The organism is Bradyrhizobium sp. SK17 (assembly GCF_002831585.1).
Taxonomy (GTDB): Bacteria; Pseudomonadota; Alphaproteobacteria; order Rhizobiales; family Xanthobacteraceae; genus Bradyrhizobium.
Map to the genome: position 1 here is coordinate 7,675,292 of NZ_CP025113.1, position 26,602 is coordinate 7,701,893.

Annotated in this window: 24 protein-coding genes; 10 read left to right on the forward strand and 14 right to left on the reverse strand. The window is 64.9% G+C overall.

What is annotated here, in order from left to right; translation table 11 throughout:
- The first annotated feature begins 97 nt into the window (after positions 1 to 97).
- The 3 genes from CWS35_RS35645 (at position 98) to CWS35_RS35655 (ending at position 2,017) form a co-directional block, all read left to right on the forward strand.
- On the forward strand, positions 98 to 964 hold the full coding sequence (locus CWS35_RS35645) for a S1C family serine protease (RefSeq protein WP_100955731.1): 867 nt from the start codon (positions 98 to 100) through the stop codon (positions 962 to 964).
- Positions 961 to 1,335: a response regulator transcription factor gene (locus tag CWS35_RS35650; RefSeq protein WP_100955732.1), complete on the forward strand. Its 375-nt coding sequence runs from the start codon at positions 961 to 963 to the stop codon at positions 1,333 to 1,335. The genes CWS35_RS35645 and CWS35_RS35650 overlap by 4 nt, the downstream gene beginning before the upstream one ends.
- 469 nt (positions 1,336 to 1,804) lie before the next feature.
- Positions 1,805 to 2,017 (forward strand): hypothetical protein, encoded by a 213-nt coding sequence (locus tag CWS35_RS35655; RefSeq protein ID WP_024583833.1) that lies wholly within the window; start codon positions 1,805 to 1,807, stop codon positions 2,015 to 2,017.
- A gap of 97 nt (positions 2,018 to 2,114) precedes the next feature.
- On the opposite strand, the gene CWS35_RS35660 is transcribed toward CWS35_RS35655, so the two are convergent.
- Positions 2,115 to 3,362 carry a metallophosphoesterase gene (locus CWS35_RS35660; protein WP_371682818.1) on the reverse strand — a complete coding sequence of 416 codons (1,248 nt, stop codon included), beginning with the start codon at positions 3,360 to 3,362 and terminating at the stop codon, positions 2,115 to 2,117.
- Positions 3,363 to 3,652: 290 nt separating this feature from the next.
- Between CWS35_RS35660 and CWS35_RS35665 the strand changes: the two genes are divergently transcribed.
- The 6 genes from CWS35_RS35665 to CWS35_RS35690 all read left to right on the forward strand — a co-directional run bounded on the left by CWS35_RS35665 (position 3,653) and on the right by CWS35_RS35690 (position 11,194).
- On the forward strand, positions 3,653 to 5,071 hold the full coding sequence (locus CWS35_RS35665; RefSeq protein ID WP_024583835.1) for a M20 family metallopeptidase: 1,419 nt from the start codon (positions 3,653 to 3,655) through the stop codon (positions 5,069 to 5,071).
- 309 nt (positions 5,072 to 5,380) lie between these two features.
- Positions 5,381 to 7,171, forward strand: a complete 1,791-nt coding sequence (locus CWS35_RS35670) for a peptide ABC transporter substrate-binding protein (protein ID WP_100955734.1) — start codon at positions 5,381 to 5,383, stop codon at positions 7,169 to 7,171.
- 241 nt (positions 7,172 to 7,412) lie between these two features.
- Positions 7,413 to 8,369, forward strand: a complete 957-nt coding sequence (locus tag CWS35_RS35675) for an ABC transporter permease (RefSeq protein ID WP_024583837.1) — start codon at positions 7,413 to 7,415, stop codon at positions 8,367 to 8,369.
- Positions 8,335 to 9,252: an ABC transporter permease gene (locus CWS35_RS35680; RefSeq protein WP_024583910.1), complete on the forward strand. Its 918-nt coding sequence runs from the start codon at positions 8,335 to 8,337 to the stop codon at positions 9,250 to 9,252. The genes CWS35_RS35675 and CWS35_RS35680 overlap by 35 nt, the downstream gene beginning before the upstream one ends.
- A complete protein-coding gene (locus CWS35_RS35685) occupies positions 9,249 to 10,229 on the forward strand; it encodes an ABC transporter ATP-binding protein (protein WP_100555018.1) in 981 nt (326 codons plus the stop codon). Before CWS35_RS35680 ends, CWS35_RS35685 begins: the two co-directional genes overlap by 4 nt.
- The gene (locus CWS35_RS35690; RefSeq protein WP_100955735.1) at positions 10,226 to 11,194 is read left to right on the forward strand and encodes an ABC transporter ATP-binding protein; all 969 of its coding nucleotides are present in this window, start codon (positions 10,226 to 10,228) and stop codon (positions 11,192 to 11,194) included. The genes CWS35_RS35685 and CWS35_RS35690 overlap by 4 nt, the downstream gene beginning before the upstream one ends.
- Positions 11,195 to 11,355: 161 nt before the next feature.
- On the opposite strand, the gene CWS35_RS40750 is transcribed toward CWS35_RS35690, so the two are convergent.
- The 6 genes from CWS35_RS40750 to CWS35_RS35720 all read right to left on the reverse strand — a co-directional run bounded on the left by CWS35_RS40750 (position 11,356) and on the right by CWS35_RS35720 (position 17,830).
- Positions 11,356 to 11,745, reverse strand: a complete 390-nt coding sequence (locus tag CWS35_RS40750) for a DUF3325 family protein (RefSeq protein WP_371682819.1) — start codon at positions 11,743 to 11,745, stop codon at positions 11,356 to 11,358.
- Positions 11,645 to 13,261 carry a PepSY domain-containing protein gene (locus CWS35_RS35700; protein WP_100956948.1) on the reverse strand — a complete coding sequence of 539 codons (1,617 nt, stop codon included), beginning with the start codon at positions 13,259 to 13,261 and terminating at the stop codon, positions 11,645 to 11,647. The genes CWS35_RS40750 and CWS35_RS35700 overlap by 101 nt, the downstream gene beginning before the upstream one ends.
- Positions 13,262 to 13,278: 17 nt before the next feature.
- Positions 13,279 to 13,560, reverse strand: a complete 282-nt coding sequence (locus CWS35_RS35705; RefSeq protein ID WP_100955737.1) for a DUF3649 domain-containing protein — start codon at positions 13,558 to 13,560, stop codon at positions 13,279 to 13,281.
- The gene (locus CWS35_RS35710) at positions 13,557 to 14,285 is read right to left on the reverse strand and encodes a cobalt ABC transporter substrate-binding protein (protein ID WP_100955738.1); all 729 of its coding nucleotides are present in this window, start codon (positions 14,283 to 14,285) and stop codon (positions 13,557 to 13,559) included. Before CWS35_RS35710 ends, CWS35_RS35705 begins: the two co-directional genes overlap by 4 nt.
- 9 nt (positions 14,286 to 14,294) lie before the next feature.
- Positions 14,295 to 16,574, reverse strand: coding sequence for a TonB-dependent siderophore receptor (locus tag CWS35_RS35715; RefSeq protein ID WP_100955739.1), 2,280 nt, complete (start codon positions 16,572 to 16,574; stop codon positions 14,295 to 14,297).
- 305 nt (positions 16,575 to 16,879) lie between these two features.
- Positions 16,880 to 17,830, reverse strand: coding sequence for a LysR family transcriptional regulator (locus CWS35_RS35720; protein WP_024583845.1), 951 nt, complete (start codon positions 17,828 to 17,830; stop codon positions 16,880 to 16,882).
- Positions 17,831 to 17,930: 100 nt separating this feature from the next.
- Between CWS35_RS35720 and bla the strand changes: the two genes are divergently transcribed.
- Positions 17,931 to 18,848, forward strand: a complete 918-nt coding sequence (gene bla / locus CWS35_RS35725) for a class A beta-lactamase (RefSeq protein WP_210202749.1) — start codon at positions 17,931 to 17,933, stop codon at positions 18,846 to 18,848.
- Positions 18,849 to 18,887: 39 nt separating this feature from the next.
- Here bla and CWS35_RS35730 read toward each other — a convergent pair whose 3' ends face one another.
- The 7 genes from CWS35_RS35730 to CWS35_RS35760 form a co-directional block, all read right to left on the reverse strand.
- Complete coding sequence (locus CWS35_RS35730; protein ID WP_100955741.1) at positions 18,888 to 19,826, reverse strand: carbohydrate kinase; 939 nt, start codon at positions 19,824 to 19,826, stop codon at positions 18,888 to 18,890.
- 12 nt (positions 19,827 to 19,838) lie between these two features.
- Positions 19,839 to 21,494, reverse strand: a complete 1,656-nt coding sequence (locus CWS35_RS35735) for an FGGY-family carbohydrate kinase (protein WP_100955742.1) — start codon at positions 21,492 to 21,494, stop codon at positions 19,839 to 19,841.
- A 39-nt stretch (positions 21,495 to 21,533) separates the two neighbouring features.
- Complete coding sequence (locus CWS35_RS35740; protein ID WP_024583849.1) at positions 21,534 to 22,307, reverse strand: SDR family NAD(P)-dependent oxidoreductase; 774 nt, start codon at positions 22,305 to 22,307, stop codon at positions 21,534 to 21,536.
- Positions 22,308 to 22,379: 72 nt separating this feature from the next.
- Positions 22,380 to 23,387, reverse strand: a complete 1,008-nt coding sequence (locus CWS35_RS35745) for an ABC transporter ATP-binding protein (RefSeq protein ID WP_024583850.1) — start codon at positions 23,385 to 23,387, stop codon at positions 22,380 to 22,382.
- 12 nt (positions 23,388 to 23,399) lie between these two features.
- Entirely contained in the window at positions 23,400 to 24,230 is an 831-nt protein-coding gene (locus CWS35_RS35750) for a carbohydrate ABC transporter permease (protein WP_100955743.1), read from the reverse strand.
- Between the two features lie 4 nt (positions 24,231 to 24,234).
- On the reverse strand, positions 24,235 to 25,107 hold the full coding sequence (locus tag CWS35_RS35755; protein WP_024583852.1) for a carbohydrate ABC transporter permease: 873 nt from the start codon (positions 25,105 to 25,107) through the stop codon (positions 24,235 to 24,237).
- Between the two features lie 135 nt (positions 25,108 to 25,242).
- Entirely contained in the window at positions 25,243 to 26,556 is a 1,314-nt protein-coding gene (locus tag CWS35_RS35760) for a sugar ABC transporter substrate-binding protein (protein WP_100955744.1), read from the reverse strand.
- Positions 26,557 to 26,602: the final 46 nt, after the last annotated feature.

Genomic DNA, 26,602 nt, shown 5'->3' on the forward strand with positions numbered 1-26,602 from the left:
GGCCTTCGCGACCTTTCCCGGTCCCGGCCCTGCCCATCCGGCCAGTTTCGCCACCAGCCGCGACATCCCAGATTGAGGGAAGCCAACGGAGTTTCCCATGACCGAACCGACCAGCTTCGCCTCGCTGTCAACAGCCCTTTCCGAGACCATTGCGCGGGCCGCGCCCGCGGTCGTCTCGGTGCATTCGCATCGCGCGCGCGCCTCCGGCTTTGTCTGGAAGGCGGGCCTGATCGTCACTGCCGACGAGGCGCTGGCCGACGAGGGCGAGGTTGAGATCCAGTTCGCCGACGGCAATCGCAAGGCAGCGACCGTCGCCGGACGCGACCACACCACCGACATCGCGCTATTGCGCGTCGACGGCAACGCCACTCCGATCAAGCTGTCGACCGGCGTCCCGGCGTTGGGATCGCTCGCAGTGATCGTCGCCGCCGACCGTGGCGCGCCGACCGCGCGGCTTGGCATGGTCTCGCGGTCGGGCCCGGCCTGGCGCAGCCTGCGCGGCGGCGAGATCGACGCACGGATCGAGCTCGACATCCGGCTGCGGCACAGCCAGCAGGGTGGACTGGCGCTGAATGCCGCCGGCGAGGCGTTCGGCATGGCCGTGCTCGGGCCGCGCCGCGTGCTGACGATCCCGGCTGCGACCATCGAGCGGGTCGCGGCCCAACTCGAGACGAGCGGCCGCATCGCGCGCGGATATCTCGGCGTCGGGTTGCAGCCGGTCCGGCTCGATGATGGCCTCGGCGCGATGGTGATGAATGTCGACAAGGCCGGCCCTTCGGCCGCCGCCGGCATCCGCCAGGGCGATGTCATCATCGCCGTCAACGGCGAGAAACTGTCGGGGGTGCGGGCGCTGTCGCGCGGCCTCGGGCCACAGAGCGTCGGCAGCATCGTCGAGCTCACCGTGCATCGCGGCGGCGAGCCGATGACCTTCAAGGTGACGGTCGGTGAAAGGCCCGAGACGTGAGTGATGAGCCTGCCTCCGATATCGTGATCGCGCTCGAGATCGACGATCCCGTGCTGGCCGACCGGCTGGCAACCCTGCTCGGCAGCGTCGCCGGCTTACGACTTGCCGCGCCGGGCGAGCAGCCCGCGGCTGCGATCGTCGTCCGCAACCGTGAGGTCGCAGGCGGCGGCGATTTCGAGCTGACGCCGCGCGAGCTCGACGTGCTGGCGCTGCTCGCCGAAGGCGCTTCCAACAAGATGATCGCGCAGCGGCTCGGGATCTCGGTCCACACCGCCAAATTTCATGTCGGCTCGCTGCTCGACAAGCTCGACGCCACCGGCCGCACCGACGCCGTCGCCCATGCGGCGCGGCGTGGGGTGATCAATTTGTGAAGGTGGGTGAAGGTCTCTCCACAGGTAGGAAGATTGAAGGTCCCTCGCGATATCATCTCCGCGAATGCAGAGATCTTGGCGGGTTGCAGGCGGGGCCCACCACTCGTCGTCCTGGCGAAAGCCAGGAACCATAACCACCGCATTGCATTGTCAAAGCGATCGCGGCCCCAACATCGCGCCACCATGCGCAGTCGGGCAATGGGATCCCGGCTTTAGCCAGGACGACGATGAGGATGGTTCTCGATTCAAGATGTCGAACATCGGTATTCAAGACACCAGGCACGCGGTGTCATCGCCCGGCCTGACCGGCTTCGCATTCTCGCGACATGAATCGTCCGAATCCAAATCAGTGATTGCGAAAATTCCGTTTCGCGGACGGACGGCTTAGACCAAATGCGTAAGTAGTCGACCGGATACAGATGGCTCCGCCATCTGGCTATGCAGTCATCAGCTCACAAAAAGAAACGGCATGAAGCAGCTGATCTTTCGTCATCGAGACATCGAATACACGCTCACCAACATCGAACCCGACCTCTGGAGTTGGTCGTTCGACATCAACGGCAAGACCAAGCGAGGCACCACGCGCGCGCGGCTCGATCTGCTGGCGCAGCGCCGGGTGTGCATGCTCATCGACCGGGAACTGAAGGGCGCCGGGCGGGACAGGCCGGAAGAACCCGACTGACGCCCGATCCGACTGGATTGAAACATCATCCCGATTAAGCTCGCCATTGGCGCTTGAACGCTCAGCAAGCGCGCTCCACGTTTGTTGCGGGGATGCCTCAGGACAGCGCGACGACCGCAGCGGCGACGTCGAGCCGGGCGCCGGCATATCGCCTGTCGTCCTGTCCATTCTCTCCGCACCCGACACTCCAGACCGCGGGCCACGACAGGCGCTCGAGCCCGGTCGCCGAAATGGCGGTGCAGGACGTCCACCGCGTGTCACCGCTGCGTCGCCACAGCACGCCGCCCGGTCCCATGTCCGGGTAGAAGGCGATGTCGAGCGCGAAGTCGCTGTCGGCGCCGAGATCCGGACCGATCCAGTAATGCGGGCTGCGCCCATGCTCACGCCCGAGGATCAGCGTGAGCGTCTGGTTCGGTCCGCGCAATCCGAGCCAGAGCGGCGCGATCATCCCCGGCGCGGGTGTGCACAGCAGCGTTTGCGGCGCGGCGGTGTCAGCGGCCGTGCGTCCCGACAGTTTCAGGGCGATGACCGTCGCGGGCGCCGGCGTGCCCGACAGAAGGGCGGGACTGGGTCCTCGCGGCAGCGGCGACCACGCAGCCTGGTCGAGAGACGGCAGCGGCCATGCGAGCTGCTCGCGCACGACGCCTTCGGTATCGAGCACCTGATAGCGCAAGCCGTGCTGATCGAGCGCCGCCTGCACGCAATGCAGATACTCGACGCCTTCGGGCATCCGGTGCGCGGTGCCCGCGCCCGCCGTGCAGATCTGCAAGACGCCGCGATGGACCTGAACGTCGAAGGCGAGGATGTGACTGCACAGATAGGCGGTCACGTCATGGCGCACCAGGATGTCCCAGAAGCGTTCGCTATATTCGTGACCGATCTCGCGCTGATAGGCGCCGCTGTAGCCGTTGATCGGGTAGACCGGATGATGCCCCAGCACGAGCTTGTACCTGGCATCCGCGTGCTGTTCGAGGACCGCTGCCAGCCAGTCGGTCTCGACGTGCCCCTCGCCGCCCAGCCCGCTCCACAGCGTGTGCACGAACACCAGCACGAGATCGTCGCGGCGGACCCAGTAGGACAGCCCCTCCTGACCAGGTGGCCCGTTGCGCGGCAGCTTCAGCACCTCGCGAAACACCGCCTCGCTCATCGCGTCATAGGTGGTGTGGTTGCCGGTCGTGTGCCACAGCGGCACCGCGCGCCGGTCGAGCCAGGCCATTTCGACCCCGAACCAATGCCGCCATTGCGCGCGCAACGCATCGGCATCCGCCGTGAGGCCGATGATCTCGTCGCCGGGGAAGAGAATGAATTCGGGCGCAGGATGCAGCCTGCGGACCACGTCGTTCACCGAAGCGAAGGTGCGTTCATGCAGCGCACCGGGAACGCCCGAGCAGGCATCGGCATAGATCACGAACTGATGGCCCGAGCTTCTCGGCAGCAGAGATCGAATTGGATCACTCATCGGTTGATTGTATCGCGAGGCGGCGCGTCATGCGATGACCATGCCATGATCGGGAGAAGACCACACCGAGACGTGACGTTGCGGAACAGCTGATCTGCCGGCCTGCGCTAGGCGACATCATGCCAAGCTGCTAGCCTTTCGCGCTTCAGATTGCCTTAGTTGAGGGACCGGAGCAAATGGACAACCGTAGTGATGTCTGGCGTGGCGTCGACACCATCAAGCCGCGCTTCATCGAATTGAGCGACCGGGTCTGGGCGATGCCCGAGGTCTGCTACACCGAGGCGCGCTCCTCCGCCGAACATCTGGCCGAGCTGCGCCATCAGGGGTTCCGCATCACCGAGAACATCGCCGACATTCCGACCGCGGTGATGGGCGAATGGGGCGAAGGCGGCCCCGTGATCGCCTTCCTCGGCGAGTATGACGCCCTGCCCGGCCTCAGCCAGGAAGCCGGCATTGCCGAGCATCGCCCGGTCGAAACCGGCGGCCATGGCCATGGCTGCGGCCACAATCTGCTCGGCTCCTCGGCGCTGCTTGCCGCGACCGCCGTGAAGGACTGGCTGGCCGCCAACAAGGTGCCGGGCCGGGTGCGCTATTACGGCTGCCCCGCCGAGGAAGGCGGCGCGGCCAAAGCCTTCATGGTGCGCTGTGGCGCCTTCGAGGACGCCGACATCGCCATCACCTGGCATCCGCACAGCTTCTGGGAAGTCGCTGTGACGCCGTCGCTCGCCAACACCCGCGCCGATTTCATCTTCACCGGGCGAACCTCGCACGCGGCGGCCTCGCCGCATCTCGGCCGCAGCGCGCTCGATGCGGTGGAATTGATGAATGTCGGCGTCAACTACATGCGCGAGCACATGCCGAGCGATGCCCGGGTGCATTACGCCCTGCTCGACACCGGCGGCATCGCGCCCAACGTGGTGCAGGCCCACGCCCGGGTGCGCTATTCGATCCGCGCCCGCGACCTGCCCGGGATGAACGAGCTGGTCGAGCGCGTGCACAAGATCGCACAGGGCGCGGCGCTGATGACCGAGACCAAGGTCGAGATGAAGATCATCTCCGCGGTCTCCAACATCCTGCCCAACACGCCGCTGGAACAGACGCTGCACCGAATCATGGAGGATCTCGGCCCGCCGCACTTCGACGATGCCGACAAGGATTTCGCCGGCAGGATCCGCGCCACCCTGACCGACAAGGACATCGCCTCGGTGTATTACGCGATCGGCATGGAGCCGACCGACCGGCCGCTGGCGGATTTCCTGGTGCCGATCGACGCCAAGCGCAATCCGCTGGTCGGCTCGACCGATGTCGGCGACGTCAGCTGGGTGGTGCCGACCGTGCAGGTCCATGCACCGACGGTTGCAATCGGCACCCCGTTCCACACCTGGCAGGTTGTGGCGCAGGGCAAGACGCCGGCCGCGCACAAGGCGATGGTGCAGGCCGCCAAGGCGATGGCAGGCCTCGGTGTCAAGGCGCTGCTGGAGCCGGAGCTGATCGCCGCCGCCAAGGCCGACCTCAAGAAGCGGACCACAAGAACGCCCTATGTCAGTCCGCTGCCAGCGAATGTTGCACCGCCGTTGGATATGTCGATTGCCTGAGGATCGAAATTGCGTGCCGGACCTGCTCCCGATGGGCAAAGTCCGGCACGCGGGAAAATCCATCTCGGAACAAAGGATAACGAACAAATATTTCGCAGTTTTGAGGTACGCAGAAGCGTAGTTTTGCAGCGAAATGCCGAACCGATGTGCGGTCGCGAACGATTTTGCACAAGCGATAGCCAAAAGACCTATGCCCTGCGGCGCGGCGGCCGTTGACCTCGGCGTTCATTCGGTGTGCCATCTGCCGCCAACGCGGCGGCCGCCTTCCACGGCCCGCCGCGCTACCATTTGAGCCGGACCGAGGGGACAATGTTCGACAATAATCTGCGAGGCATGATCGACGACGTGAAGGACGGGCGGCTGGATCGCCGCGCCTTCGTCAAGCGAATGATTGCGGTCGGCCTCACCGCGCCGATGGCGAACCAGATCCTCAGCCTCGGCGGCGTCGCGATGGCGCAAAGTCCCAATCCCTACAAGCCGACCAAGCGCGGCGGCGGCGGTCCGCTCAAGCTGTTGTGGTGGCAGGGCCCGACCCTGCTCAACCCGCACTTCGCCACCGGCACCAAGGACCAGGACGGCTCGCGCATCTTCTACGAGCCGCTGGCAAGCTGGGACGTCGACGGCCATCTCAATCCGATCCTCGCCGCCGAGATTCCCTCGATCCAGAACGGCGGCCTGTCCGCCGACGCCAAATCGGTGACCTGGAAACTCAAACCCGGCGTCAAATGGCATGACGGCAAGCCGCTCAGCGCCGACGACGTCGTCTTCACCTGGGAATATGCCAGCGACCCCGCGACCGCGGCCGTATCGATCGAAACCTACAGCGGCCTGACCGTCGAGAAGATCGACGACCTCACGATCCGCATCAACTTCAAGAAGCCGACACCGTTCTGGGCCAACGCCTTTGTCGGGGGCTATGGCAGCATCATTCCGAAGCATCTGTTCGCGGACTACAAGGGCGGCAAGTCCCGCGAGGCGCCCAACAATCTGAAGCCCGTTGGCACCGGCCCCTACAAATTCGTCGAGTTCAAGCCGGGCGATCTGATCCGCGGCGAACTCAATCCCGACTATCATATGGCCAACCGTCCGTTCTTCGACACGATCGAGATGAAGGGCGGCGGCGATGCCGTCTCGGCGGCGCGCGCGGTGATCCAGACCGGCGAGTATGATTTCGCCTGGAACATCCAGGTCGAAGACGAAGTGCTTCAGCGCCTGGAAAAGGGCGGCAAGGGCAAGGCGCTGTTCGCGGTCGGCGGCGACATCGAGTTCATTGCGATCAACTTCACGGACCCCAACACCGAAATCGACGGCGAGCGCTCGTCGATCAAGACGAAGCATCCGATCCTGTCGGATCCGAAGGTACGTCAGGCGCTGGCGCTGTTGGTCGACCGCGACTCCGTCAAGAAGGCGATCTATGGCCGTGCCGGCCGCACCACCGCCAACTATCTCAACGGCCCCGAGGAGTTCGTCTCCAAGAACACCAAATGGGAGTTCTCGATCGAGAAGGCAGCCGCGTTGCTCGATGAGGCCGGCTGGAAGGTGGGTTCCGACGGCATCCGCGAGAAGGACGGCAAGAAGTTCAAGCTGCTCTACCAGACTTCGATCAACGGGCCGCGGCAGAAGACCCAGGCCATCGTCAAGCAGGCCTGCCAGAAGGCCGGCATCGACGTCGAGCTGAAATCGGTGGTGGCCTCGGTGTTCTTCTCCTCCGACGTCGCCAACCCCGACACCTACGCCCATTTCTACGCCGACATCGAGATGTTCCAGATCCCGATGGTCCAGCCCGATCCCGCCCTGCACATGCGCCGCTACCACTCGCGCAATATCGCCACCAAGGAGAACAAGTGGCAAGGGCCGAACTTCCCGCGCTGGGCCAACAAGGAATTCGATGCCGCGATCGACGCGGCCGATACCGAGACCGATCCGATCAAGCGGGCCGACCTCTACATCAAGGGTAATGACCTGATGTGGCAGGACAATGTGATGATCCCCGTGATGCACCGCCTGGCGGTCGAGGCCTCCTCCAACACGCTGCGGCCAGCGCTCTCGGGCTGGGCCAACCAAACCGACAATCTGCAAGACTGGTATCGTGAAAGCTGAGCCGTGAAGGCTCGATGTGTGCTCCTCCCTCTCCCCGTTGTTGCGGGGAGAGGGTTGGGGTGAGGGCTCTATCCGCGAGTGCGTCGAGAGGTGAGTTCGCGGAGTGTCCCCTCACCCGGAGCGCATCTGGCGATGCGTTCCGACCTCTCCCCGCACGCGGGGCGGGGCGAGTCCGAGGTCGCATTTCAGTTCGACACAAATCTCCTGATCCAGTTGCGAGCGTTAGTCAGATGATCCGTTCATGAGTCAATATATCCTGCGCCGCCTGATGATCGCGATCCCGAGCCTGCTCGGGATTTCGGTCGTGCTGTTCGTCGTGCTGGCGCTCGCGCCGGGCGATCCGTTCAGCGAGCTCGCGACCAATCCGAACGTGCCACCCGAGGTGCAGGCCGCACTGCGCGCCAAGTTCGGCCTCGACGACCCGATCTATCTCCGCTACCTGCACTGGCTCGCGGCGATGGTGCAGGGCGACTGGGGCTTCTCCTTTGTCAGCCGGATCAATGTCGACACGCTGATCATGCAGCGGCTGCCGACCACGCTTTATGTGGTCGGCTCGTCACAGCTGCTGGCGCTCTTGATCGCGATTCCGGTCGGCGTCTATGCCGCGACCCGGCCCTATTCGCTGTTCGACCAGCTCGCCAACACCTTCGCCTTCATCGGCTTCTCGCTGCCGACCTTCTTCACCGGGATCCTGTTCATCCTGGTGTTCTCGGTGAAGCTGGACTGGCTGCCCTTCGTCTACACCAGCGTGCCGGGCAGCGGGATCAAATGGGCGCTGGAGATGATCCGGCAGGCCATCATGCCGGTGATGGTGCTCGGCCTGTTCCAGGCGGCGTCGATGACCCGCTTCGTGCGCTCGGCGATGCTCGACGTGATCCGGCTCGACTATGTCACCACCGCCCGCGCCAAGGGTCTCGGGCAAACCAAAGTGATCGTCAAGCATGTGATGCGCAATGCGATGATCCCGGTCGTCACTCTGATCGCGCTGCAAATGCCCGCCGTGTTCGGCGGTGCCATCGTCACCGAGCAGATCTTCCGGATTCCGGGCATCGGCTCGCTGCTGATTTCATCCATCCTCGCCAACGATACGCCGGTCGTGATGGCCGTGACCTTCGTCTTCGCGTGTCTCGTGGTGCTGTTCAACCTGATCGCAGATGTCCTCTATGGCTGGCTTGACCCTCGCATCTCCTTCCGCTGAACGGCGCGGCTATTCGCCCTGGCGCGAAACCTGGCGGCGCTACCGCCGGCACAGGCCGGCCGTGGTCAGCGCCGTGCTGCTGCTGCTGCTGATCGCGGCTGTCGTGATCGGTCCGTTCGTCTGGCGCGTCTCGATCAGCGATATCGACGTGGTGGCCGGACTGCAGGGTCCCTCGCTGGCGCATCCGTTCGGCACCGACGATCTCGGCCAGGATCTGCTCGCGCGCATGATCTATGGCGGGCGCATCTCGCTCGCGGTCGGCCTCGCCGCGATGCTGGTCTCGGTGTTCGTCGGCACGCTGATCGGCGCGCTCGCCGGGATGTCGCGGGGTCCGCTCGGCTACGCGCTGATGTGGCTGACCGACCTGTTCCTGTCGCTGCCGCAACTGCCGCTGCTGTTGATGCTGATCTATCTGTTCCGCGACGGGCTCAAGGCGATGTTCGGCCCGGAAGGCGGCATCTTCATCCTGATCGTGCTGGTGATCGGCGGCCTGCGCTGGATGCCGGTCGCGCGTCTGGTGCGCGCCCAGTTCCTGTCGCTGCGCGAGAAAGAGTTCGTCGAGGCAGCGCGCGCGCTCGGCGCCAGCCCGGTGCGGCAGGTGGTGCGGCATATCCTGCCCAACGCGCTCGGCCCCGTCATCATCGCCGGCACGATCGACGTCGCCGCGGCGATCATCGCGGAATCGACGCTGTCGTTCCTCGGCCTCGGCTTCCCGCCGGATACCCCGACCTGGGGCCGCATCCTCTATGACGCCAAGGACTTTCTCGACATCGGCCCGCATTGGGCGCTGTTTCCCGGCGGCGCGATCTTCATCGCCGTCGTCGCGATCAATTTCATTGGCGACGGGCTGCGCGACGCGCTCGATGCCCGCAAGGTGATTTGATGGCGCTGCTCGACATCAAGGGCCTGAAAACCCATTTCACGACCGACGCCGGCGTGTTGCAGGCGGTCGACGGCGTCGACATTTCGATCAACCGCGGTGAAACGCTGTGCGTGGTCGGTGAATCCGGTTGCGGCAAGACCGTCACCGCGATGTCGATCCTCAAGCTGATCGCGATGCCGCCGGGCAAGATCGTCGAAGGCGAGATCATGTTCGAGGGGCGCGACCTGGTGCCGCTGTCGAGCCGCGAGCTCGACGACATCAGGGCCAAGGAGATCGGCTTCATCTTCCAGGAGCCGATGACCTCGCTCAACCCGGTGCTGACGATCGGCGAGCAGATCGCCGAGAGCCTGCGCCGCCACGAGGCGGTGACCAGGAAGCAGGCGCTGGAGCGCACCATCGAGATGCTGAAGCTGGTGCAGATCCCCAACGCCGAGGGCCGCGTGCACCACTATCCGCACCAGTTCTCCGGCGGCATGCGGCAGCGCGTGATGATCGCGATGGCGCTGGCCTGCCGGCCCAAGCTCGTGATCGCGGACGAGCCGACCACCGCGCTCGACGTCACCATCCAGGCGCAGATCCTCGACCTGTTGCAGGACATGAAGGAGCGCTTCGGCATGGCGGTGATGCTGATCACGCACGCGATGGGCGTGGTCGCGGAGACCGCGCAGCGCGTCGTGGTGATGTATGCCGGCAAGGTGGTCGAGGAGGCGCCGGTCGACGAATTGTTCGGCAACCCGCGCCATCCCTACACCCAGGGCCTGATCCGCTCGATCCCGCGCATCGATCTCGACGCCGCGCACAAGACGCGGCTGGAGGCGATCGGCGGCTCGGTGCCGATCCTGATCAATCCGCCGCCCGGCTGCCGCTTTGCCGCGCGCTGCAAGCACGCCATGAGCATCTGCACCGAACAGGAGCCGCGGCTGCGCGAGATCGCGCCCGGCCATCGCATCGCCTGCCACCTCGGAGACGCGTCATGAGCGAACCGCTGCTGCGCGTGTCCAATCTGAAGAAGCACTTTCCGGTGCTGGGCGGCCTGCTGTCGCGCGAGGTCGGCCAGGTCTATGCGGTCGACGGCGTGTCGTTTGCGGTCGATCGCGGCGAGACGCTGGGGCTGGTCGGCGAGTCCGGCTGCGGCAAGTCGACCACCGGCCGCTGCGTGCTGCGGCTGATCGAGCCGACCTCGGGCGAAGTCGTGTTCGACGGCCAGAGCGTGACGGGCCTCGGCGGCGGCGACCTGCGCGCCATGCGGCGCAACATGCAGCTCGTGTTCCAGGACCCGTTCGCCTCGCTCAATCCGCGCATGACGGTGGGCGCTATCCTCGGCGAGCCCTTCATCATCCATAACCTCGTGAGCTCGGCCAGCGAACGCGAGGACCGCGTCGCCAATCTTCTCGTGAAGGTCGGGCTGAAGGCCGAGCATATGCGGCGCTATCCGCATGAATTCTCCGGCGGCCAGCGCCAACGCATCGCGATCGCCCGCGCGCTCACCCTGGAGCCGAAGCTGATCGTGTGCGACGAGCCGGTCTCGGCGCTCGACGTCTCGATCCAGGCCCAGGTGATCAACCTGCTCGAGGACCTCCAGGCCGAGTTGAACCTGACCTATCTGTTCGTCGCCCACGATCTCTCCGTCGTGGAGCACATCTCCGATCGCGTCGCGGTAATGTATCTCGGCCGCATCGTCGAGCTCGCCAAGGCGAGCGACCTCTATCGCAACCCGCAGCATCCCTACACCAAGGCGCTGCTGTCGGCGGTGCCGGTCGCCGACCCCAAGGCCAAGCGCGACCGCATCCGCCTCAAGGGCGACGTGCCGAGCCCGATGAACCCGCCCACGGGCTGCCACTTCCACACCAGATGCCCGATCGCAGAGGAGCGCTGCCGGCAGGCCGCGCCGGAGCTCCGGGAGGGCAGCAACGGGCACTTCGTGGCGTGCCATCTGGCGTAGGCTGCTCGCTGGCGCCGAAATATCGAAAACAACCCCATGCAAAGCAGCTGGCGGCGGCCGGCGTCCGACCTGGCGGCTTGACAGGTCGGGCAACTCAAGGGTATATTTCTAATATTCCGAAGTTCCGTAAGCACCGAAGCGGCTCGCGCCACGTCCGCAAGCTAGGGTGCACGGTCATGGCTCCTGGCATATCCGACGAGCAGGCAATACACGACGCCAGCGGCTATGCTGGTATGACCGCTGAAGCTCACCAAACCAACGCTTAAGCCCTGACGAGAGACGAGAACACCGAGCGCAGCCATCAGAGCGGAGCCGCCGGCAACGCGAAGAGCGCGTATCGTGGTCGACCGCAACGACCTGCCGATGATTTCCCGCTGCGGGCGACGCATGGCAAACGCCAACGCGGCAAAACCCGCCAGGCAAAGCACGGATGCGAGCACGTGACTCATCTTACGCCTCGCCCGGAGCGACGATCGGGGCCCGCCGATTTGCGTTACGCCTGGACTGAAGACTGCCGCCCTGCCGGGCCGTGCGTAGCGCCAGAACGGCATGGAGCAAACCGAGCGTCCAGCACATGATATCCATGCCGACGAACACCCAGTCGCCTTCGGAGAGGCTGTGCCACAGCGGACGCCGCGTCGTCAGTGCGTTGAGGACCGGCAACAGAAACAGCAGCGCTGACGCCGCCGATAACTGCTCGACCCAGGCCGACTTTGCCGGACGCAGCAGGGCATGCAGCAGCGTCAAGCCCCAGACGATGAAGAACGCGTGAATCTCCCAGTCAGCGCGGCCCTCCAACGGGTATGGCAGCAGGCGGTTGACCCACAGAAACGCGGTCATTGCGATCGACAAGCCGGCGATGCTCGCAATGTTCAATCGTTCCACGAGACGGAAACCAAAATCGGGGCGATCGGGGTCAGGCAGCTTCTGTCGCCGCTTGACGGTCCACATGACAAGGCCCGTGCCCACCATGGCTGTCCCCATGAAACTGACTAGAAAGTACAGCCATCGCATTTCGGTGTCGCTGAAGCGCCCCAGATGGAGCGCATAAAGCACGCCTCGGGTCTCGGCCGCAGCTCCCACATTCTCATGAACCGCCAACAGCCTGCCGGTGGTCCCGTCGAACTCCATGTACTGCGGGCTCATGGAAACGCGGCCTGCTTCTCCCCGCGTCACGGCCACACGCGCCGCCGCATCTCCGGGATGAACGGCATTGACGCGCCCGACATTATCCCGGCCCCAGCGTTCTTGGGCCTGCCGCACCATCTCCTCGACCGACGCCAATGGCACCCTCTGACCGCTGGGCTTGCCGGGCTGGATGAAGGCACTGAGTTCGGCGTTGAGCTGCTGGCGTTCCGCCGGGGTCTTGAGCCCGACCTGCTCGCTCCACGGCATGTACAGCGCCATGAGCGTCACCAGCCCGGTGTAGGTGATCATGAGATGAAACGGCAGGCCGAACACCGACAGGGCGTTGTGCGCGTCCAGCCACGAGCGCTGTCCCTTGCGCCACCGGAACGTGAAGAAGTCGACGAAGATCTTCTTGTGGGTGATGACGCCGCTGACAATGGCCACCAGCATGAACATCGCAGCCGCACCCGCAAGCCACCTGCCCCAAATCGCCGGCATGTAGTGAAACTGAAAATGAAAGCGATAGAAGAAGTCACCGCCCAGCGTCCCGCGCGAGGTCACCCTTTGGCCGGTCGCGGGATCGAAATGCCCCTCAGCGAAGCCGCGCTGGCCCGGGCTGGACGTGGACGTTCGCCAGAACGCATAGACGCTGTTGTTGCGACTGTCGGGCAGCCGCATGCTCCACTGCGATGTTCCCACCGCGATCTTGCCAAGCTCGTTGGCAATGCGCTGCGCGACCATGGCCTGATCGGGTATCTGGGCCAGGCGCGGCAGCTCCGGCCGCATCCATTGCGACAGTTCGTCCTTGAAATAGGACACCGTGCCGGTGAGAAACATGGCATAGAGAATCCACCCGAGCAAAAGGCCAGCCCATGTATGCAAGCTGGACATGCTCTGCCGGATGCCGTGGCCAGCAGTCCGATCATCGTTGCCCGTCATCACGCGTCGATCCTTCGTCAGGAGGCGGACCACACCGCCAGCGACAGCGGCACGGCCACGACGATCAGTCCCGTCCAGGCCTTCAGCGCGCTTCGCACTGCAAAGACCCAGATGACGGCACCGGCGTATATTGCGAAGCTAGCCAGCATGCCCGTGAGCACGGCCTGAGGTTTACTTATCGGCAAAGCAAGCGCGGCAACGCTGCTGAGCGCGGCCAGCGCATAGCCGCCAAACAGAGCGGCAACGATCCGCGAAACGAGCGGACCCACGGAGCGAACCTGATGGATCAGGAGATTCATTTGCCGGGAGTTGCCGGCGGGCCTGCGGGAATTGGCGTCAAGCCGTTGGCATTCACATAGGTCACCGTGGTGACATAGCTCACAGCATCATACTTCTCGGCGCCGTTCGCCGCCGCACGTTCGCCCGCACTGCGATCGTTGAAGCTGACCTCAGCCACGTAGACGCCCTTCCAAGGCATGTCGAACTGTACAAGGCCCTGATCGTCAGTGTGACCTTCCTTGGACCACCCCGATTCCGTTACCAGCGTCACCTTGGTCTTGGCTTTGGGGTGGTCTTTGAAGATGAGCTTGAATTGACCCTCACGACCGGTCGGCACGAGGTCCAGGACGAGCTTGGGCCGCTGCGCGGCAAAGCTGGTGATGAAGCGTGCGGCGGGATAGAACCAGTTGGTGACGTCCTTGCCCTGCTGCTTCCAGGCATAGAGCGGGTAGCTCGCATCCTCCGCGACAATGCTGTCGCCGGAAGCCGCGGAAAACGGCAGCGTGAAACCATTTGCGGTCTTCGCGGCGTCCGACGTCTGCTCGCCAGTCGTGGAGACGAGCGTGCCGGTCACCCTGGCGAACTTGTCGAGTAACCCCGGTGACATCTCACGAAGGTTCTCGCCGAATTCGCCAAAGCGAACCACGGCATTCTGCCCTTCGCTTTGCTCGATCCAGACCTGGTGTGCCTGCGCGGGCGCCACCACACCGAGCAGGACAATTGCGGCAATGAAGAGCTTGGTCATGACAGCACCTTAGAAATCGAATGCCGCAGATACGATGTAGGTTCGAGGCGACGCAGCGGTCACAAATGTGCCGGTCGTGAGCCAGTAACGCTTGTCGAACAGATTTTCGATGTTGGCGCGTATCGTGACGGGTCGACCGTTCAACGACGTCGCGTAACGCGCGCCGACGTCGACCCGAGTCCAGTCCGGGAACCGCAAGAGATTGGCGCTCGTGAGATATGAGCCGGACGTGTAGATCACGCGTCCATTGAGCGCGAGGCCCCTGACCCAGGGCGTGTCCCAGTCGAGGCCGGCAGAGAATGTCTTGTCCGGCACGCCGGGGGCGTCGTTGCCGCGCTCCAGCGGATTGGTCGGGCTCGTGAGCTCCGGCCGCAAAAAGGTCGCACTGGCCATGCCGCGCAGGCCGGGCAGCAACAGGCCGTAGGCGGACAGTTCCACGCCCCGGTTGCGCTGCTCGCCGTCATAGGCCAACGCGTTGGACGCCGTTCGGATCTGGCTTGGTCGCGCAATCTGGAACACCGCCGCAGTCGTTGTGATGTTGCCCCAGTCGACCTTCACGCCAGCTTCTTGCTGCGTCGACTTGAACGGAGCAAGCACAGCTCCGGCATTGCTGTAGCCGGGTCCGACGATGGTACCCTGGGAGAGCCCTTCGGCGTAGTTGGCGTAGAGCGAGACGTTCTGCCAGGGCTTGAAGACCACGCCGGCGAGGGGCGTCGTCGCCGCGGCGTCGTAGCTGCTCGTCATCGCACCGGTGAGGGTGCTGAAAGCATCCTGCTTGACCATCTGGTGACGACCACCCACGGTGACCAGGACTGCATCATTCAGGAATGACATGGTGTCGGCGACCGCGACGCTTGTGAGCGTCGTATCGGACGCGCGCCGCGGCGCGTTCCGCGCAGCCGTGATCACGGGAAGTGGCGACGGATTGTAGATATTGGACGGGACCGAATAGCCTGACGTCACATAGGCGTTGCCGGCCTCTTGATTGTAGCCGGTAAAGGCGACATTGACCGCATGACCGATGAATCCCGTTTCAAACCGCGACCGCAGGCCCACGTTGCCGCTGACCGTCTTGGTATAGGAATCGTAATAGGCATTGATGAGCCTGAAATTGCCGAGAGCGTCGATACCGCTGGTGAAGCCGGCAACGCGGGAATCGGGAAACGATTGTGCGTTCTCGCCCTCGCGATAGCCGAGGCCCGCGTAGGCCGTGAGCGCTTCGGTCAGATCGTATTCGATCCCCGAAGCAATCGTGTTGTCCCGCTGCCGAAGCATCGTGCCCGGGTACCAGTTGCTGCGTGCATCGGGCGGCGCGGGAATCGCCGGCACGTTGGACGCGATGGTCATCTGCGGACGGAAGTTCCTGGTGTCGTCATTCTGTGAAATGGCATCGAGCGTCCAACGCAACCGCTCCCCGCGATAGTCGAGCGACAACGCACCGAGACCGCTCTGCCAGTTTCCGCCATCGATCGAGGCTTCACCGTTGCGCCCGACCCCGTTGAACCGGACGCCCCACTCCTTGTTCTCACCAAAGCGGCGGCTGGTCTCAGCATGGAGACCGTAGTTGCCGGCGCTCATGAAGATCGGTGTCAGGCGCGCGAAAGGTATCTCCGGCGCGCGCTTGCTGACGATGTTGATGCCGCCGCCGACGCTGCCGCCAGGGGCCATGCCGTTGATCAGCGCACCAGGGCCTTTCAGCAGTTCGATCCGCTCGATGATCTGCGCCGGCACGTGACTGGAGGACACCAGCCCGTACAGACCGTTGAAACCGACGTCGCCGGCAGGAACGGTGAAGCCGCGGATCTGGAACGTGTCGTCGAACCCGTTGCTGCCCGTGGTGAGCCGGACCGACGCATCGTTGATCAGCGTATCTGCCGCCGTCCGCGCCTGCTGATCCTCGATCAGTTGAGAGGTATAATTGACGGTGCTGAACGGCACATTCATGCCGTTCGTGCTCCCGAGCAGGCCGAGCGTTCCACCCTGGGCCACTTGACCGCCGGCATAGGCCGGCGCCGGAGCTCCGATCGTCCGGGTCGATCCCATCGTGACGACGGGCGCTGGCGGTTCGGTCGGCCGCCGCGGCGCGACGCGGACGGAACGCTGAGGCACGGCACGGGGCCGCACGATTGGCTTCGCCTGCGATCGCTGTTGCGGCGCATCGACCGACACTGGAGGTAACGCCTGCTGCGCGTTGCTTTGGAGGGCTCCCATGCCGGCCAGTCCCAACGACACGGCGCTTGTCGTGACCCAAAAACGAAAACGGTTCTTATGGTTTTTAAAGTTGCTCACGAAGTCCCCAATTCACCAAGTCGGGCTTTGACTAAGAAATTGGAGATACGGAAACAACCGAACCAACTTAGAATCACTCTGCGCTTGTGCGCAAAGACCTCTTAGTTCGGCTCGCAACGGTGCGTCGATAATTCATCGCGCAATCTTGCGACGCTTTGACGCAAGTGAAGAGCCTCGAGCAGCGGACAATGGCAGTCATCACGCGTCAGCGTTTGACGTCCGCCATGCGAAGGGACCGAACCGCTCACGCAGCAACTCACTGTACCGGGATTACCGGGTCAGTTCGATTGGCATCGACACGTGCATCAGTGCCGGCGCTTCTTGATGATCTTGCGCCTCGCCTTGGCCATTGGCCGCGGAGCCGATGCGCCGTTCTCGCTCTCGTTCACTTCCGCTCGCAGCGTGTCGAGCAGCCAGTCGCGAAATGCGCGCATGCCCGGCGTCACCTCGCGCGACTTCAGCCAGGTCAGCCAATAGGAGCCCGCCGGAACCTCGGCCGCGAACGGCCGCCTGAGCCGGCCGGACGCCAGTTCGTTCGCGAACATCGCAATCGGCACCAACCCGACGCCGACGCCGCGCGCCGCGGCCTCGGCCATGCCGACCGAACTGTCGAAGATCGGTCCCTGGATCTTCGGACACGGCGCGCCGGCCACCGCGAACCACAGCGGCCATTCCTCGGCGCGGTACGAGCGCAGCAGGAATTCCTGCGCCAGATCGGACGGCTTGCGCAGCCGCTCCGCCGCGTCAGCGCAGCACACCGGCGACAGCGGCGCCGACAGCAGATGGATCGCCTCGGTGCCGTGCCACGAGCCGTCGCCGAAGCGCAGCGCAAGGTCGAGCCCGTCGCCCGCGATGTCGACGCGGTTGTTGTTGGTGAGCAGGCGCAGGTCGAGATAGGGATGCGCGCGCTTGAAGCCGTCGACCCGTTGCAGCAGCCACCCGGTCGCAAATGTCGTGACGCAGCCGACGGTGACGACCTCGCGCGTGCCCTTGGCCTCGATGCGGTCGATCGCGGCACCGATCCGGTCGAGCGCGTCCGACAGCACCGGCAGCAGCGCAAGCCCTTCGTCGGTGAGCACGAGCCCGCGCGGCAGCCGGCGGAACAGGCTCGCGCCGAGCATCTCCTCGAGCTGCTTGACCTGGTGGCTGATCGCGGTCTGCGTCACGCGCAGCTCCAGCCCCGCGCGGGTGAAGCTCAACAGCCGCGCAGATGCCTCGAAGGCACGCAAGGCATTCAGCGGGAGGTGCCGGCGCATCGCGTCATGACCAAGTTTTTCTCATGCCTCACTGTATAAATGATTGTTTGTCGATCGTCACGCCGTTCGGCAGGTTCGCGCCGCCAACTGGAGAATCGAGATGTTGACGAGACGGAGTTTTGGATTGCGCGCGCTAGGCCTTGCGGCGTCCTGCACGCTGGCGCGGCAAAGCGCTGCGGCGGGACAGAGCGCGGCGGCGGGACCAGGCGAGCCGGCGCAGCGATTGCAGCAGGAACTTGCCCGCATCGAGCTGGCGACCACCGGCCGGCTCGGCGTCGCCGCGTTCGACATGGAGACGGGATTGCGCGCCAACCACCGTGGCGACGAGCGGTTCCCGATGTGCAGCACCTTCAAGGCGATGCTGTCAGCTGCCGTGCTCCATCGGGTCGATCGCGGCGAGTCCAGCCTGGATCAACGGGTGCAGATCGAGGCCAAAGATATCTTGGCCTACGCACCGGTCACCAAGCAGCATGTCGGAACCAGCATGACGGTGTCTGAACTCTGCGTGGCCGTCGGCACGCTCAGCGACAACACCGCCGCCAACCTGCTGCTGCGCGAGATCGGCGGACCCGCCGGCCTCACCGCCTTCTTCCGCACCATCGGCGACAATGTCAGCCGGCTCGACCGCTGGGAGGTCGAGCTGAACGAGGCCGTCCCCGGCGATCCGCGCGACACCACCAGCCCGGTCGCGATGCTGAAGAACCTGCAACGCGTGGCGTTCGGCGACGTGCTGCAACCTGCGTCGCGCCAGCGGCTGGTCGACTGGATGGTCGCCAACAAGACCGGCGACGCAAGGCTGCGCGCCGGCGTGCCCCGCGACTGGCGGGTCGGCGACAAGACCGGCACCGGCGAGCGCGGCACCTATAACGATATCGGCGTGTTCTGGCCGCCCGGCCGCAAGCCGATCATCGTGACGGTCTACCTGACCGGGGCGAGTGCGCCGATGGACAAGTGCAACGAGGTGATCGCCAATGTCGCGCGCGCCGTCGCGACTGTGAGCACCGGACAGACCGGCTAGCATTCTGACGGCATCGGCGCCGCGACGTGCGCCGATCGGTTACCAGCAGCCGGCGGGCAACTCCCGGCTGCGCGGTGGATCGGCACCGGCGCGGGTGCAGGTGAAGGCGGCGCATTTGCAGGCAAAGGCCAGCGCGCGCGTGAGCTCGGCCGTGGAGATGCTCCCCAGCCCGCGCCGCTCGATCCGGTCCAGGCGATGCAATGCCGCAAGCAGCCCGGCCTGAAAGCTGTCGCCGGCGCCGATCGTATCCACCACCTTCACGACAGGTGATTCGACCTCGATCAGGCCGGTCTGGCGATGCCAGGCGCAGGCACCGTTGTCGCCGCGCGTGATGACGACGAGCGATGTACCAGCCGCCAGCAACGCGTCCGCCCTTTCCGCATAGGCCTCCTCGCCGAACAGATAGGCGAAGTCGACGTCGGACATCTTCACGATGTCGGCCTTGCCGCAGAACGCCAGCATACGTGCCCGATAGGCGTCCCTGTGCTTGACCAGGTTCGGGCGGCAATTCGGATCGAGCGCAATCGTCACCTGCGGCCTGATATCCTCGATGAAGGCCAGCGTCTCGGCGGCGCCCTGGTCGTGGACCAGCGTGGTCGAGCCGGTGTGAAGGCAGCTGACGCCGTCGCGCGCGATCGCCTCGCGCCGGTAGGTCCAGTTCCGCGATGCGGTGTCGGCGTCGTAGAAGGCGTATTGCGTTTCGGTGCCGGTGACGCGTGCAAAGGCCAGCGTCGCCTGATGGTCGCTGCGCGTCGCGCGGCCGAGATCGACGCCCGAGGCCGCGGCATGATCGGCGATCATCCGGCCAAAGGTGTCAGTTGAAATGCCGCCGACAAAGCCGGTGGGCACGTCGAGCCGCGCAGCGCCGATCGCGATGTTGAGGCAGGAGCCGCCGACCGCGGGCGTCATGGCCTCGCGCCCGTCCGCCGTCCGTGACGGCAGGAAATCGATCAGCGCATCTCCGCAACTCAGCAGCATCGGGCAAACACCTCAACTCGCCGGGGCCACGGCGGGCGCCTGCTTCATCGCCTCGCGGCTGTCGTGATCGAGCTGGCTCAGCATCCTGTGCACGCTCCGCTTCTGGCGGTGGAAATCGGCGAGCTGGGGTCTGGTCGGTTCGCTCAACCGCCCGAGCGCCGACATGCCGGCCATCGCCGCATTGATCGACTTGTGGGCGCCGCTGGCGACTGCACCCAGCATCGCGGCGCCCAGCAAGACGGGCTCTTGCGTCTGCGGCAACGCCACCGTGTAACCCGTCGTGTCGGCCATGATCTGGCGCACCAGAGGACTGCGGCTGGCGCCGCCGCCGATCACGATGGTCTGGCCACCGGCGCCGTGGGCCTCGAGCGCGTCGATCACATCGGCGAGGCCATAGGCCAGGCCGCACAGGCCGGCGATGAACAGCCGCTCCAGCGCCGACACGTCGGTATCGAGATCGAGCCCCGCGATCACGGCGCGCGAGCCGGGATCGGCATAGGGCGACCGGTTGCCGAGGAATTCAGGCAGCACATGAACATTGCGCGCCAGCAGCGCGGCGGCGCCGGCATCGCCGTTGCGCGCCAGGATGCGCCTTTCGAGATATTCGATGACGTCGATGCCGGCGCCCTTCGCCGCGACCGAAACCTCGGCATGTGCCGGATGCGACTTCAGCAGATGATCGATCGCGGCCCCCGCGGCGGACTGGCCGCCCTCGTTGAGCCAGAAGCCCGGCACCATGCCCTCGAAATACGGGCCCCAGACCCCCGGCACGAAACAGGGATCGACCGTCGTCGCCATGATGCAGGCCGACGTTCCCATGATGTAGGCGAGCCGCTTGCAGACATCGACCTCGGCGCCAGACCCGTCGCGGCCGCCGATCGCGCCAACGCCACCTGCATGGGCATCGATCAGCGACGCACCGACGGCCGCTCCCGGCATCAGGCCGAGGTCGCGCGCGGCATCCGCTGACAGTCCACGGCCGAGCGGCGAGCCGGGCGGCACGATCTCGCTGCCGATCCGGGCAAAGCGGTCGGACGCGAGCGCCTCGAGCCCGACCCGCTTGAGGAAGGATTCGCTCCAGCCGCCCTCGCCCGCGACATAAGTCCATTTGCAGGTCACCGTGCAGGTCGAGCGCGCCAGCGAGCCGGTGGCGCGGAACGAGAGATAGTCGGCGAGATCGAAGAAGTGCCCGGCGGCCTCATAGGTGGCCGGCAGATGCCGCTTCAGCCAGAGGATCTTGGGGATTTCCATCTCCGGCGAGATCGCGCCGCCGACATAGCGCAGCACCCGATCGCCGGTCGCGTTGACGAATTCGGTTTCATTCATCGCGCGGTGGTCCATCCAGACCACGACATTGCGCGCGGGATCGCCCGACGGGCTGACGGTGAGCGGCCGGCCTGCCCGGTCGAGCACGACCAGCGAACAGGTGGCGTCAAAGCCGATGCCCTTGACTTGCTCCGCGGCGACCGCGGCCTCGCGCATCGCAGCGCGCACCGAGGCGACGCAGGCCGCCCAGATGTCATCGGACGATTGCTCGACGATATCGCCGGGCTCGTGCCAGACCCGGATCGGATGCCGGGCCACGCCCAACAGCTTCCCCGCCTCGTCGAATACGCCCGCGCGGGCGCTGGTGCTCCCGACGTCCACCCCGATATAGGCCTGCCGCATCGCCGCTCTATCTTTGCTTGAGCATGTTGTCCCGCGACACTACCAGCAAGTGTAGCCGCCATCGACCAAAACGATGCTTCCGGTCATCAGGCTCGCCGCCTCGGAGGCGAGGAACAGCACGACGGAGGCGATCTCGTCGACCTGCCCCATCCGGGCCATCGGAGTTCCGCCGATCCAGGCGTCATACATCCGTGGGCTGTTCTTCACGAAGGCATTCAGCGGGGTCTCGATATAGGTCGGCGCCACCGCGTTGACGCGAACGCCGCGCGCGCCCCATTCGGCCGCCAGCGATTTGGTCAGGTGGTGCACCGCCGCCTTGGAGGCGTTGTAGAAGCACTGCTCCTGCGGCTTGTTGACGATGAAGCCGGACATCGAACCGACATTGACGATGGTGCCCGACTTCGCCTTCAGCATGTGGTTGCCGAAGGCGCGGCAGCACCAGAAGGTGCCGTTCAGATTGACGTCGATGACATTGAGCCAATGCTCGTCGGTCACCGTCTCCGCCGGAGTCTCGCTGCGCGCGATGCCGGCATTGTTGACCAGGATGTCGACCTTGCCGTACTTGCGCACCAGCTCGTCGGCGACCGCGGAGACGCGGCCGGAATCGGTGACGTCCATCAGCGCGATATCGGCGTCAAAGCCCTTGGCCTTCAGCTCCGCCTGCGCGTCATGGGCCGCCTTGGCATCGCGGTCACCGATGATGACCTTGGCGCCGGCTTCGGCCAGCGCTTCGGCACAGGCGAGCCCGATGCCCTGACCGGCGCCGGTGATGATGGCGGTCTTGCCGCCGAGCTTGAACTTCTCCAGATACATTTTCTTCTATCCTGGCTTCTTTCTGAGCATGATCTGTTCGGAAAACCGCTTCACACTTTTTCGGATCATGCTCTACGCGTGGATCGATTTGCCGCTGTCGTCGAACCGGTGGATGCGCGCCGGATCCGGGATCAAGGACACCTTGTCGCCGGGATGCAGGTCGAGCTCGCCGATATAGCGCGCGGTCAGCGTCCCGAGTTGCCCCGCATCGACGTAAAGGAAGGTGTCGCTGCCGAGATGTTCGGCAACCGCGACCGTGCCGTGCCAACCGCCCTGCCCGTCGCGCTCGACCTTCAGATGTTCGGGCCGCACGCCGATGGTCGTCGCGCCCTGCTGCCTGGCCAGTTCGCCGGTGACGAAATTCATCTTCGGCGAGCCGATGAAGCCGGCGACGAACAGATTGTTCGGCTTCTCGTACAGTTCGAGCGGCGAACCATATTGCTCGATCTTGCCGCCGTTCAGCACCACGATCTTGTCGGCCATCGTCATCGCCTCGACCTGGTCGTGGGTGACGTAGATCGCCGTGGTGCCGAGCTGCTTCTGCAAACGCGTCACTTCGAGCCGCATCTGCACCCGCAGCGCGGCATCGAGATTCGACAGCGGCTCATCGAACAGGAACGCCTTCGGCTCGCGCACGATGGCGCGCCCGATCGCGACCCGCTGGCGCTGGCCGCCCGACAGCTCGCGCGGCTTGCGGTCGAGATAGGGCGTGAGGTTGAGCGTGGCCGCGGCGGCCTCGACCTTGCGGTTGATCTCGTCCTTGGCGATGCCGGCCATCTTCAGGCCGAAGGCGATGTTGCCGCGCACGCTCATATGCGGATAGAGCGCATAGGACTGGAACACCATCGACAGCCCGCGCTTCGCCGGCGGCACGTCGACCACGTTGCGGCCGTCGATCAGGATGGCGCCGCCGGTGACGTCCTCCAGCCCCGCGATCAGCCGCAGCAGCGTGGTCTTGCCGCAGCCGGACGGACCGACGAACACGACGAAGGAGCCGTCGGCGATGTCGAGGTCGGCACCCTTGATGATGTGGACCGGCCCGAACGATTTTTGCACACCCTGCAGCGTAATCTGACCCATGGCAAAAGCCTCCTACTTGACCGCGCCGAAGGTCAGGCCGCGGACGAGCTGCCGCTGACTGAACCAGCCGAGCACGAGAATGGGCGCGATCGCGAGCGTCGACGCCGCCGACAATTTCGCCCAGAACAAGCCTTCCGGGCTGGAATAGGATGCGATGAACACGGTGAGCGGCGCGGCCTCCAGCGTCGACAGGTTGAGTGTCCAGAACGCCTCGTTCCACGCCAGGATCAGGTTGAGCAGCAAGGTCGAGGCGAGCCCCGGCACCGCCATCGGCGTCAGCACATAGATCAGCTCGCGGCCGATCGTAGCGCCGTCCATCCGCGCCGCTTCGAGGATGTCCTTCGGGATCTCCTTGAAATAGGTGAACAGCATCCAGACCACGATCGGCAGGTTGCCGAGGCACAGGATGAAGACCAGTCCGGTCCTCGTATCGAGCAGGCCGACGGTCCGGAAGATCAGATAGATCGGCACCAGCACGCCGACCGGCGGCATCATCTTGGTGGAGAGCATCCAGAGCAGGATGTCCTTGGTCCGCTTGGTCGGCGAGAACGCCATCGACCACGCCGCCGGGATCGCGATCAGCATCGCGATCAGGGTCGATCCGCCTGCGATGATGATCGAGTTGAGCGCATGGTGGAAATAGTCGCTGCGCTCCTGCACCGTGACGTAGTTCTCGGTGGTCCAGTGGAAGAACAGGAACGAGGGCGGGATCGCGAACGCCTCGAGCTCGGTCTTGAAGCTCGCCAGCACCATCCAGAGGATCGGGAAGAAGATCACGAAGCCGACCAGCCAGGCCGCCACCGTCGAGATCACCTTGCGCCGTGTCGTGACCATGCGCGCCATGACGTTACGCCTCCAGATTGCGGCCGACGATGCGGACGAGGAAGAACGCGACGATGTTGGCGAGCACCACCGCGACCAGGCCGCCCGCCGAGGCGCTGCCGACGTCGTACTGGATCAGCGCCTGCGAATAGATCAGGAAGGCGATGTTGGTGGTTTGCAGGCCTGGGCCGCCGCCGGTGGTGACGAAGATTTCGGCGAACACCGTGAGCAGGAAGATGGTCTCGATCAGGATCACCACCGTGATCGGGCGCGCCAGATGCGGCAGCGTGATGTAGATGAAGGTCGAGATCGCGCTCGCGCCGTCCATCTCGGCCGCCTCCTTCTGCTCCTCGTCGAGCGATTGCAGCGCGGTCAAGAGGATCAGGGTCGCGAATGGCAGCCATTGCCAGGAGATGATCAGGATCACCGAGAACAGCGGCGCATCGTTGAACCAGTCGATCGCCGGCAGCCCGAACAGATGCGCGATCCAGGCGAACAGGCCCGACACCGGATGCATCAGCAGGTTCTTCCAGACCAGCGCGCTCACCGTCGGCATCACGAAGAACGGCGCGATCACCATCAGCCGGACGATCGACAGCCCGACCACCTGCTGGTCGAGCAACAGCGCCAGCGGCACGCCGAGGATGATCGTGATCGCGAGCACCGAGCCGACCAGTACCAGCGTGTTCTGCAACGAGGCGAGGAACGCCGGATCGGTGAGGAAGTAGCGGAAGTTCTCCAGGCCGACGAAGGATTCGGAGCCGGGATCGAGCAGATTGTAGTGCAGGGTCGCGAAGTAGATCGTGAGCGCTAGCGGCACGATCATCCAGATGAACAGCAGCGCCACCGCAGGCGTGAGCAGTGTGCGTGCAAGCAGTTGGGTCTGCTGGGTCGCCATCCCCGTCTCCATGCCTGAAAGGAGCGGCCATCCCGTTGCGGGACAGGATGGCCGCAAGTAACCCAGCTCGGGAGGTCTTGAGCTGGTCGGAGGGCCGCGACGCCGATCGGATCGCGTCGTGGCTAGCTGTTTGCGCTACTTGATGTAGCCCGCCCGCTTCATTTCGCGTTCGGTCGAGGATTGGGCCGCGGCGAGCGCTGCGTCGACGGTGCTCGAGCCCGACAGCGCGGCCGAGAATTGCTGTCCGACCGCGGTGCCGATGCCCTGGAATTCAGGGATCGCCGCGTATTGCACGCCGACATACGGCACCGGCTTCACGGTCGGGTGGCTCGGATCAGCCGCATCGATCGAGGCCAGCGTCATCTTGGCGAACGGCGCCGCCTTCAGATATTCGGGGTTCTGGTACAGCGAGGTCCGCGTTCCCGGAGGCACGTTGGACCAGCCGTCCTTGGAAGCGACCAGCTTGGTGTAGTCCTTGCTGGTCGCCCAGGCGATGAACTTCTCCGCCGCATCGACCTTCTTCGAGCCGGCGGGGATCGCGAGACTCCACGCCCACAGCCAGTTGGCGTTCTTGCCGAGGCCGGTGTTCGGCGCCAGCGCAAAGCCGACACGACCAGCGACCGTGGACTGCGCCGGGTTGGTCACGAAGGACGCCGCCACCGTGGCATCGATCCACATCGCGCATTTGCCGGCGTTGAACAGTGCGAGGTTCTCATTGAAGCCGTTCGAGGAGGCGCCGGGAGGGCCGGCCTGCTTCATCAGGTCGACATAGGTCGTCAGCGTCTTCTTCCATTCCGGCGAGTTGAACTGCGGCTCCCACTTCTCGTCGAACCAGCGCGCGCCGAACGAATTGGCCATCGCGGTCAGGAACGCCATGTTCTCGCCCCAGCCGGCCTTGCCGCGCAGGCAGATGCCGTAGACGCCGGCCGATTTGTCGGTGAGCTTCTTCGCCGCGTCGACCACGAAGTCCCAAGTCGGGCTGTCCGGCATTTTCAAGCCGGCCTTGTCGAACAGGTCGGTGCGGTACATCACCATCGAGCTCTCGCCATAGAACGGCGCGGCATAGAGTTTGCCGTCGACCGAGACCGCGTCGCGGATCTTGGGCAGCAGGTCGTTGACGTCATAGTCGGCGCCGAGCTTGTCGAGTGGCACCAGCCAGTTCTTCTTGGCCCAGATCGGCACCTCATAGGTGCCGATGGTCAGCACGTCGAACTGGCCGCCCTTGGTGGCGATGTCGGTGGTGACGCGCTGGCGCAGCACATTCTCCTCGAGCGTCACCCATTTCACGGTGATGTCGGGATTCTTCGCGGTGAATTCGCTGGTCAGCCCCTGCATGCGGATCATGTCGCCATTGTTGACGGTGGCCACCGTCAGCGTGGTCTGGGCGATCGAGGGGGCAGAGATCAAAAGCGCAGCCGCGCCCGCAACGGCGCAAAGGACGTTTTTCAAGGTGACCTCCCTATGTCACGTTGAGCATATGCCCACGTGTTGAGCG

Excerpts from the sequence above, each read along its gene's own strand:
- CWS35_RS35645 (WP_100955731.1), top strand. The coding sequence starts at position 98 with ATGACCGAACCGACCAGCTTCGCCTCGCTGTCAACAGCCCTTTCCGAG.
- CWS35_RS35655 (WP_024583833.1), top strand. The coding sequence starts at position 1,805 with ATGAAGCAGCTGATCTTTCGTCATCGAGACATCGAATACACGCTCACC.
- CWS35_RS35665 (WP_024583835.1), top strand. The coding sequence starts at position 3,653 with ATGGACAACCGTAGTGATGTCTGGCGTGGCGTCGACACCATCAAGCCG.
- CWS35_RS35670 (WP_100955734.1), top strand. The coding sequence starts at position 5,381 with ATGTTCGACAATAATCTGCGAGGCATGATCGACGACGTGAAGGACGGG.
- CWS35_RS35675 (WP_024583837.1), top strand. The coding sequence starts at position 7,413 with ATGAGTCAATATATCCTGCGCCGCCTGATGATCGCGATCCCGAGCCTG.
- CWS35_RS35680 (WP_024583910.1), top strand. The coding sequence starts at position 8,335 with ATGGCTGGCTTGACCCTCGCATCTCCTTCCGCTGAACGGCGCGGCTAT.
- CWS35_RS35690 (WP_100955735.1), top strand. The coding sequence starts at position 10,226 with ATGAGCGAACCGCTGCTGCGCGTGTCCAATCTGAAGAAGCACTTTCCG.
- CWS35_RS40750 (WP_371682819.1), bottom strand. The coding sequence starts at position 11,745 with ATGCCGTTCTGGCGCTACGCACGGCCCGGCAGGGCGGCAGTCTTCAGT.
- CWS35_RS35700 (WP_100956948.1), bottom strand. The coding sequence starts at position 13,261 with ATGACGGGCAACGATGATCGGACTGCTGGCCACGGCATCCGGCAGAGC.
- CWS35_RS35705 (WP_100955737.1), bottom strand. The coding sequence starts at position 13,560 with ATGAATCTCCTGATCCATCAGGTTCGCTCCGTGGGTCCGCTCGTTTCG.
- CWS35_RS35710 (WP_100955738.1), bottom strand. The coding sequence starts at position 14,285 with ATGACCAAGCTCTTCATTGCCGCAATTGTCCTGCTCGGTGTGGTGGCG.
- CWS35_RS35720 (WP_024583845.1), bottom strand. The coding sequence starts at position 17,830 with ATGCGCCGGCACCTCCCGCTGAATGCCTTGCGTGCCTTCGAGGCATCT.
- bla (WP_210202749.1), top strand. The coding sequence starts at position 17,931 with ATGTTGACGAGACGGAGTTTTGGATTGCGCGCGCTAGGCCTTGCGGCG.
- CWS35_RS35730 (WP_100955741.1), bottom strand. The coding sequence starts at position 19,826 with ATGCTGCTGAGTTGCGGAGATGCGCTGATCGATTTCCTGCCGTCACGG.
- CWS35_RS35735 (WP_100955742.1), bottom strand. The coding sequence starts at position 21,494 with ATGCGGCAGGCCTATATCGGGGTGGACGTCGGGAGCACCAGCGCCCGC.
- CWS35_RS35740 (WP_024583849.1), bottom strand. The coding sequence starts at position 22,307 with ATGTATCTGGAGAAGTTCAAGCTCGGCGGCAAGACCGCCATCATCACC.
- CWS35_RS35745 (WP_024583850.1), bottom strand. The coding sequence starts at position 23,387 with ATGGGTCAGATTACGCTGCAGGGTGTGCAAAAATCGTTCGGGCCGGTC.
- CWS35_RS35750 (WP_100955743.1), bottom strand. The coding sequence starts at position 24,230 with ATGGCGCGCATGGTCACGACACGGCGCAAGGTGATCTCGACGGTGGCG.
- CWS35_RS35755 (WP_024583852.1), bottom strand. The coding sequence starts at position 25,107 with ATGGCGACCCAGCAGACCCAACTGCTTGCACGCACACTGCTCACGCCT.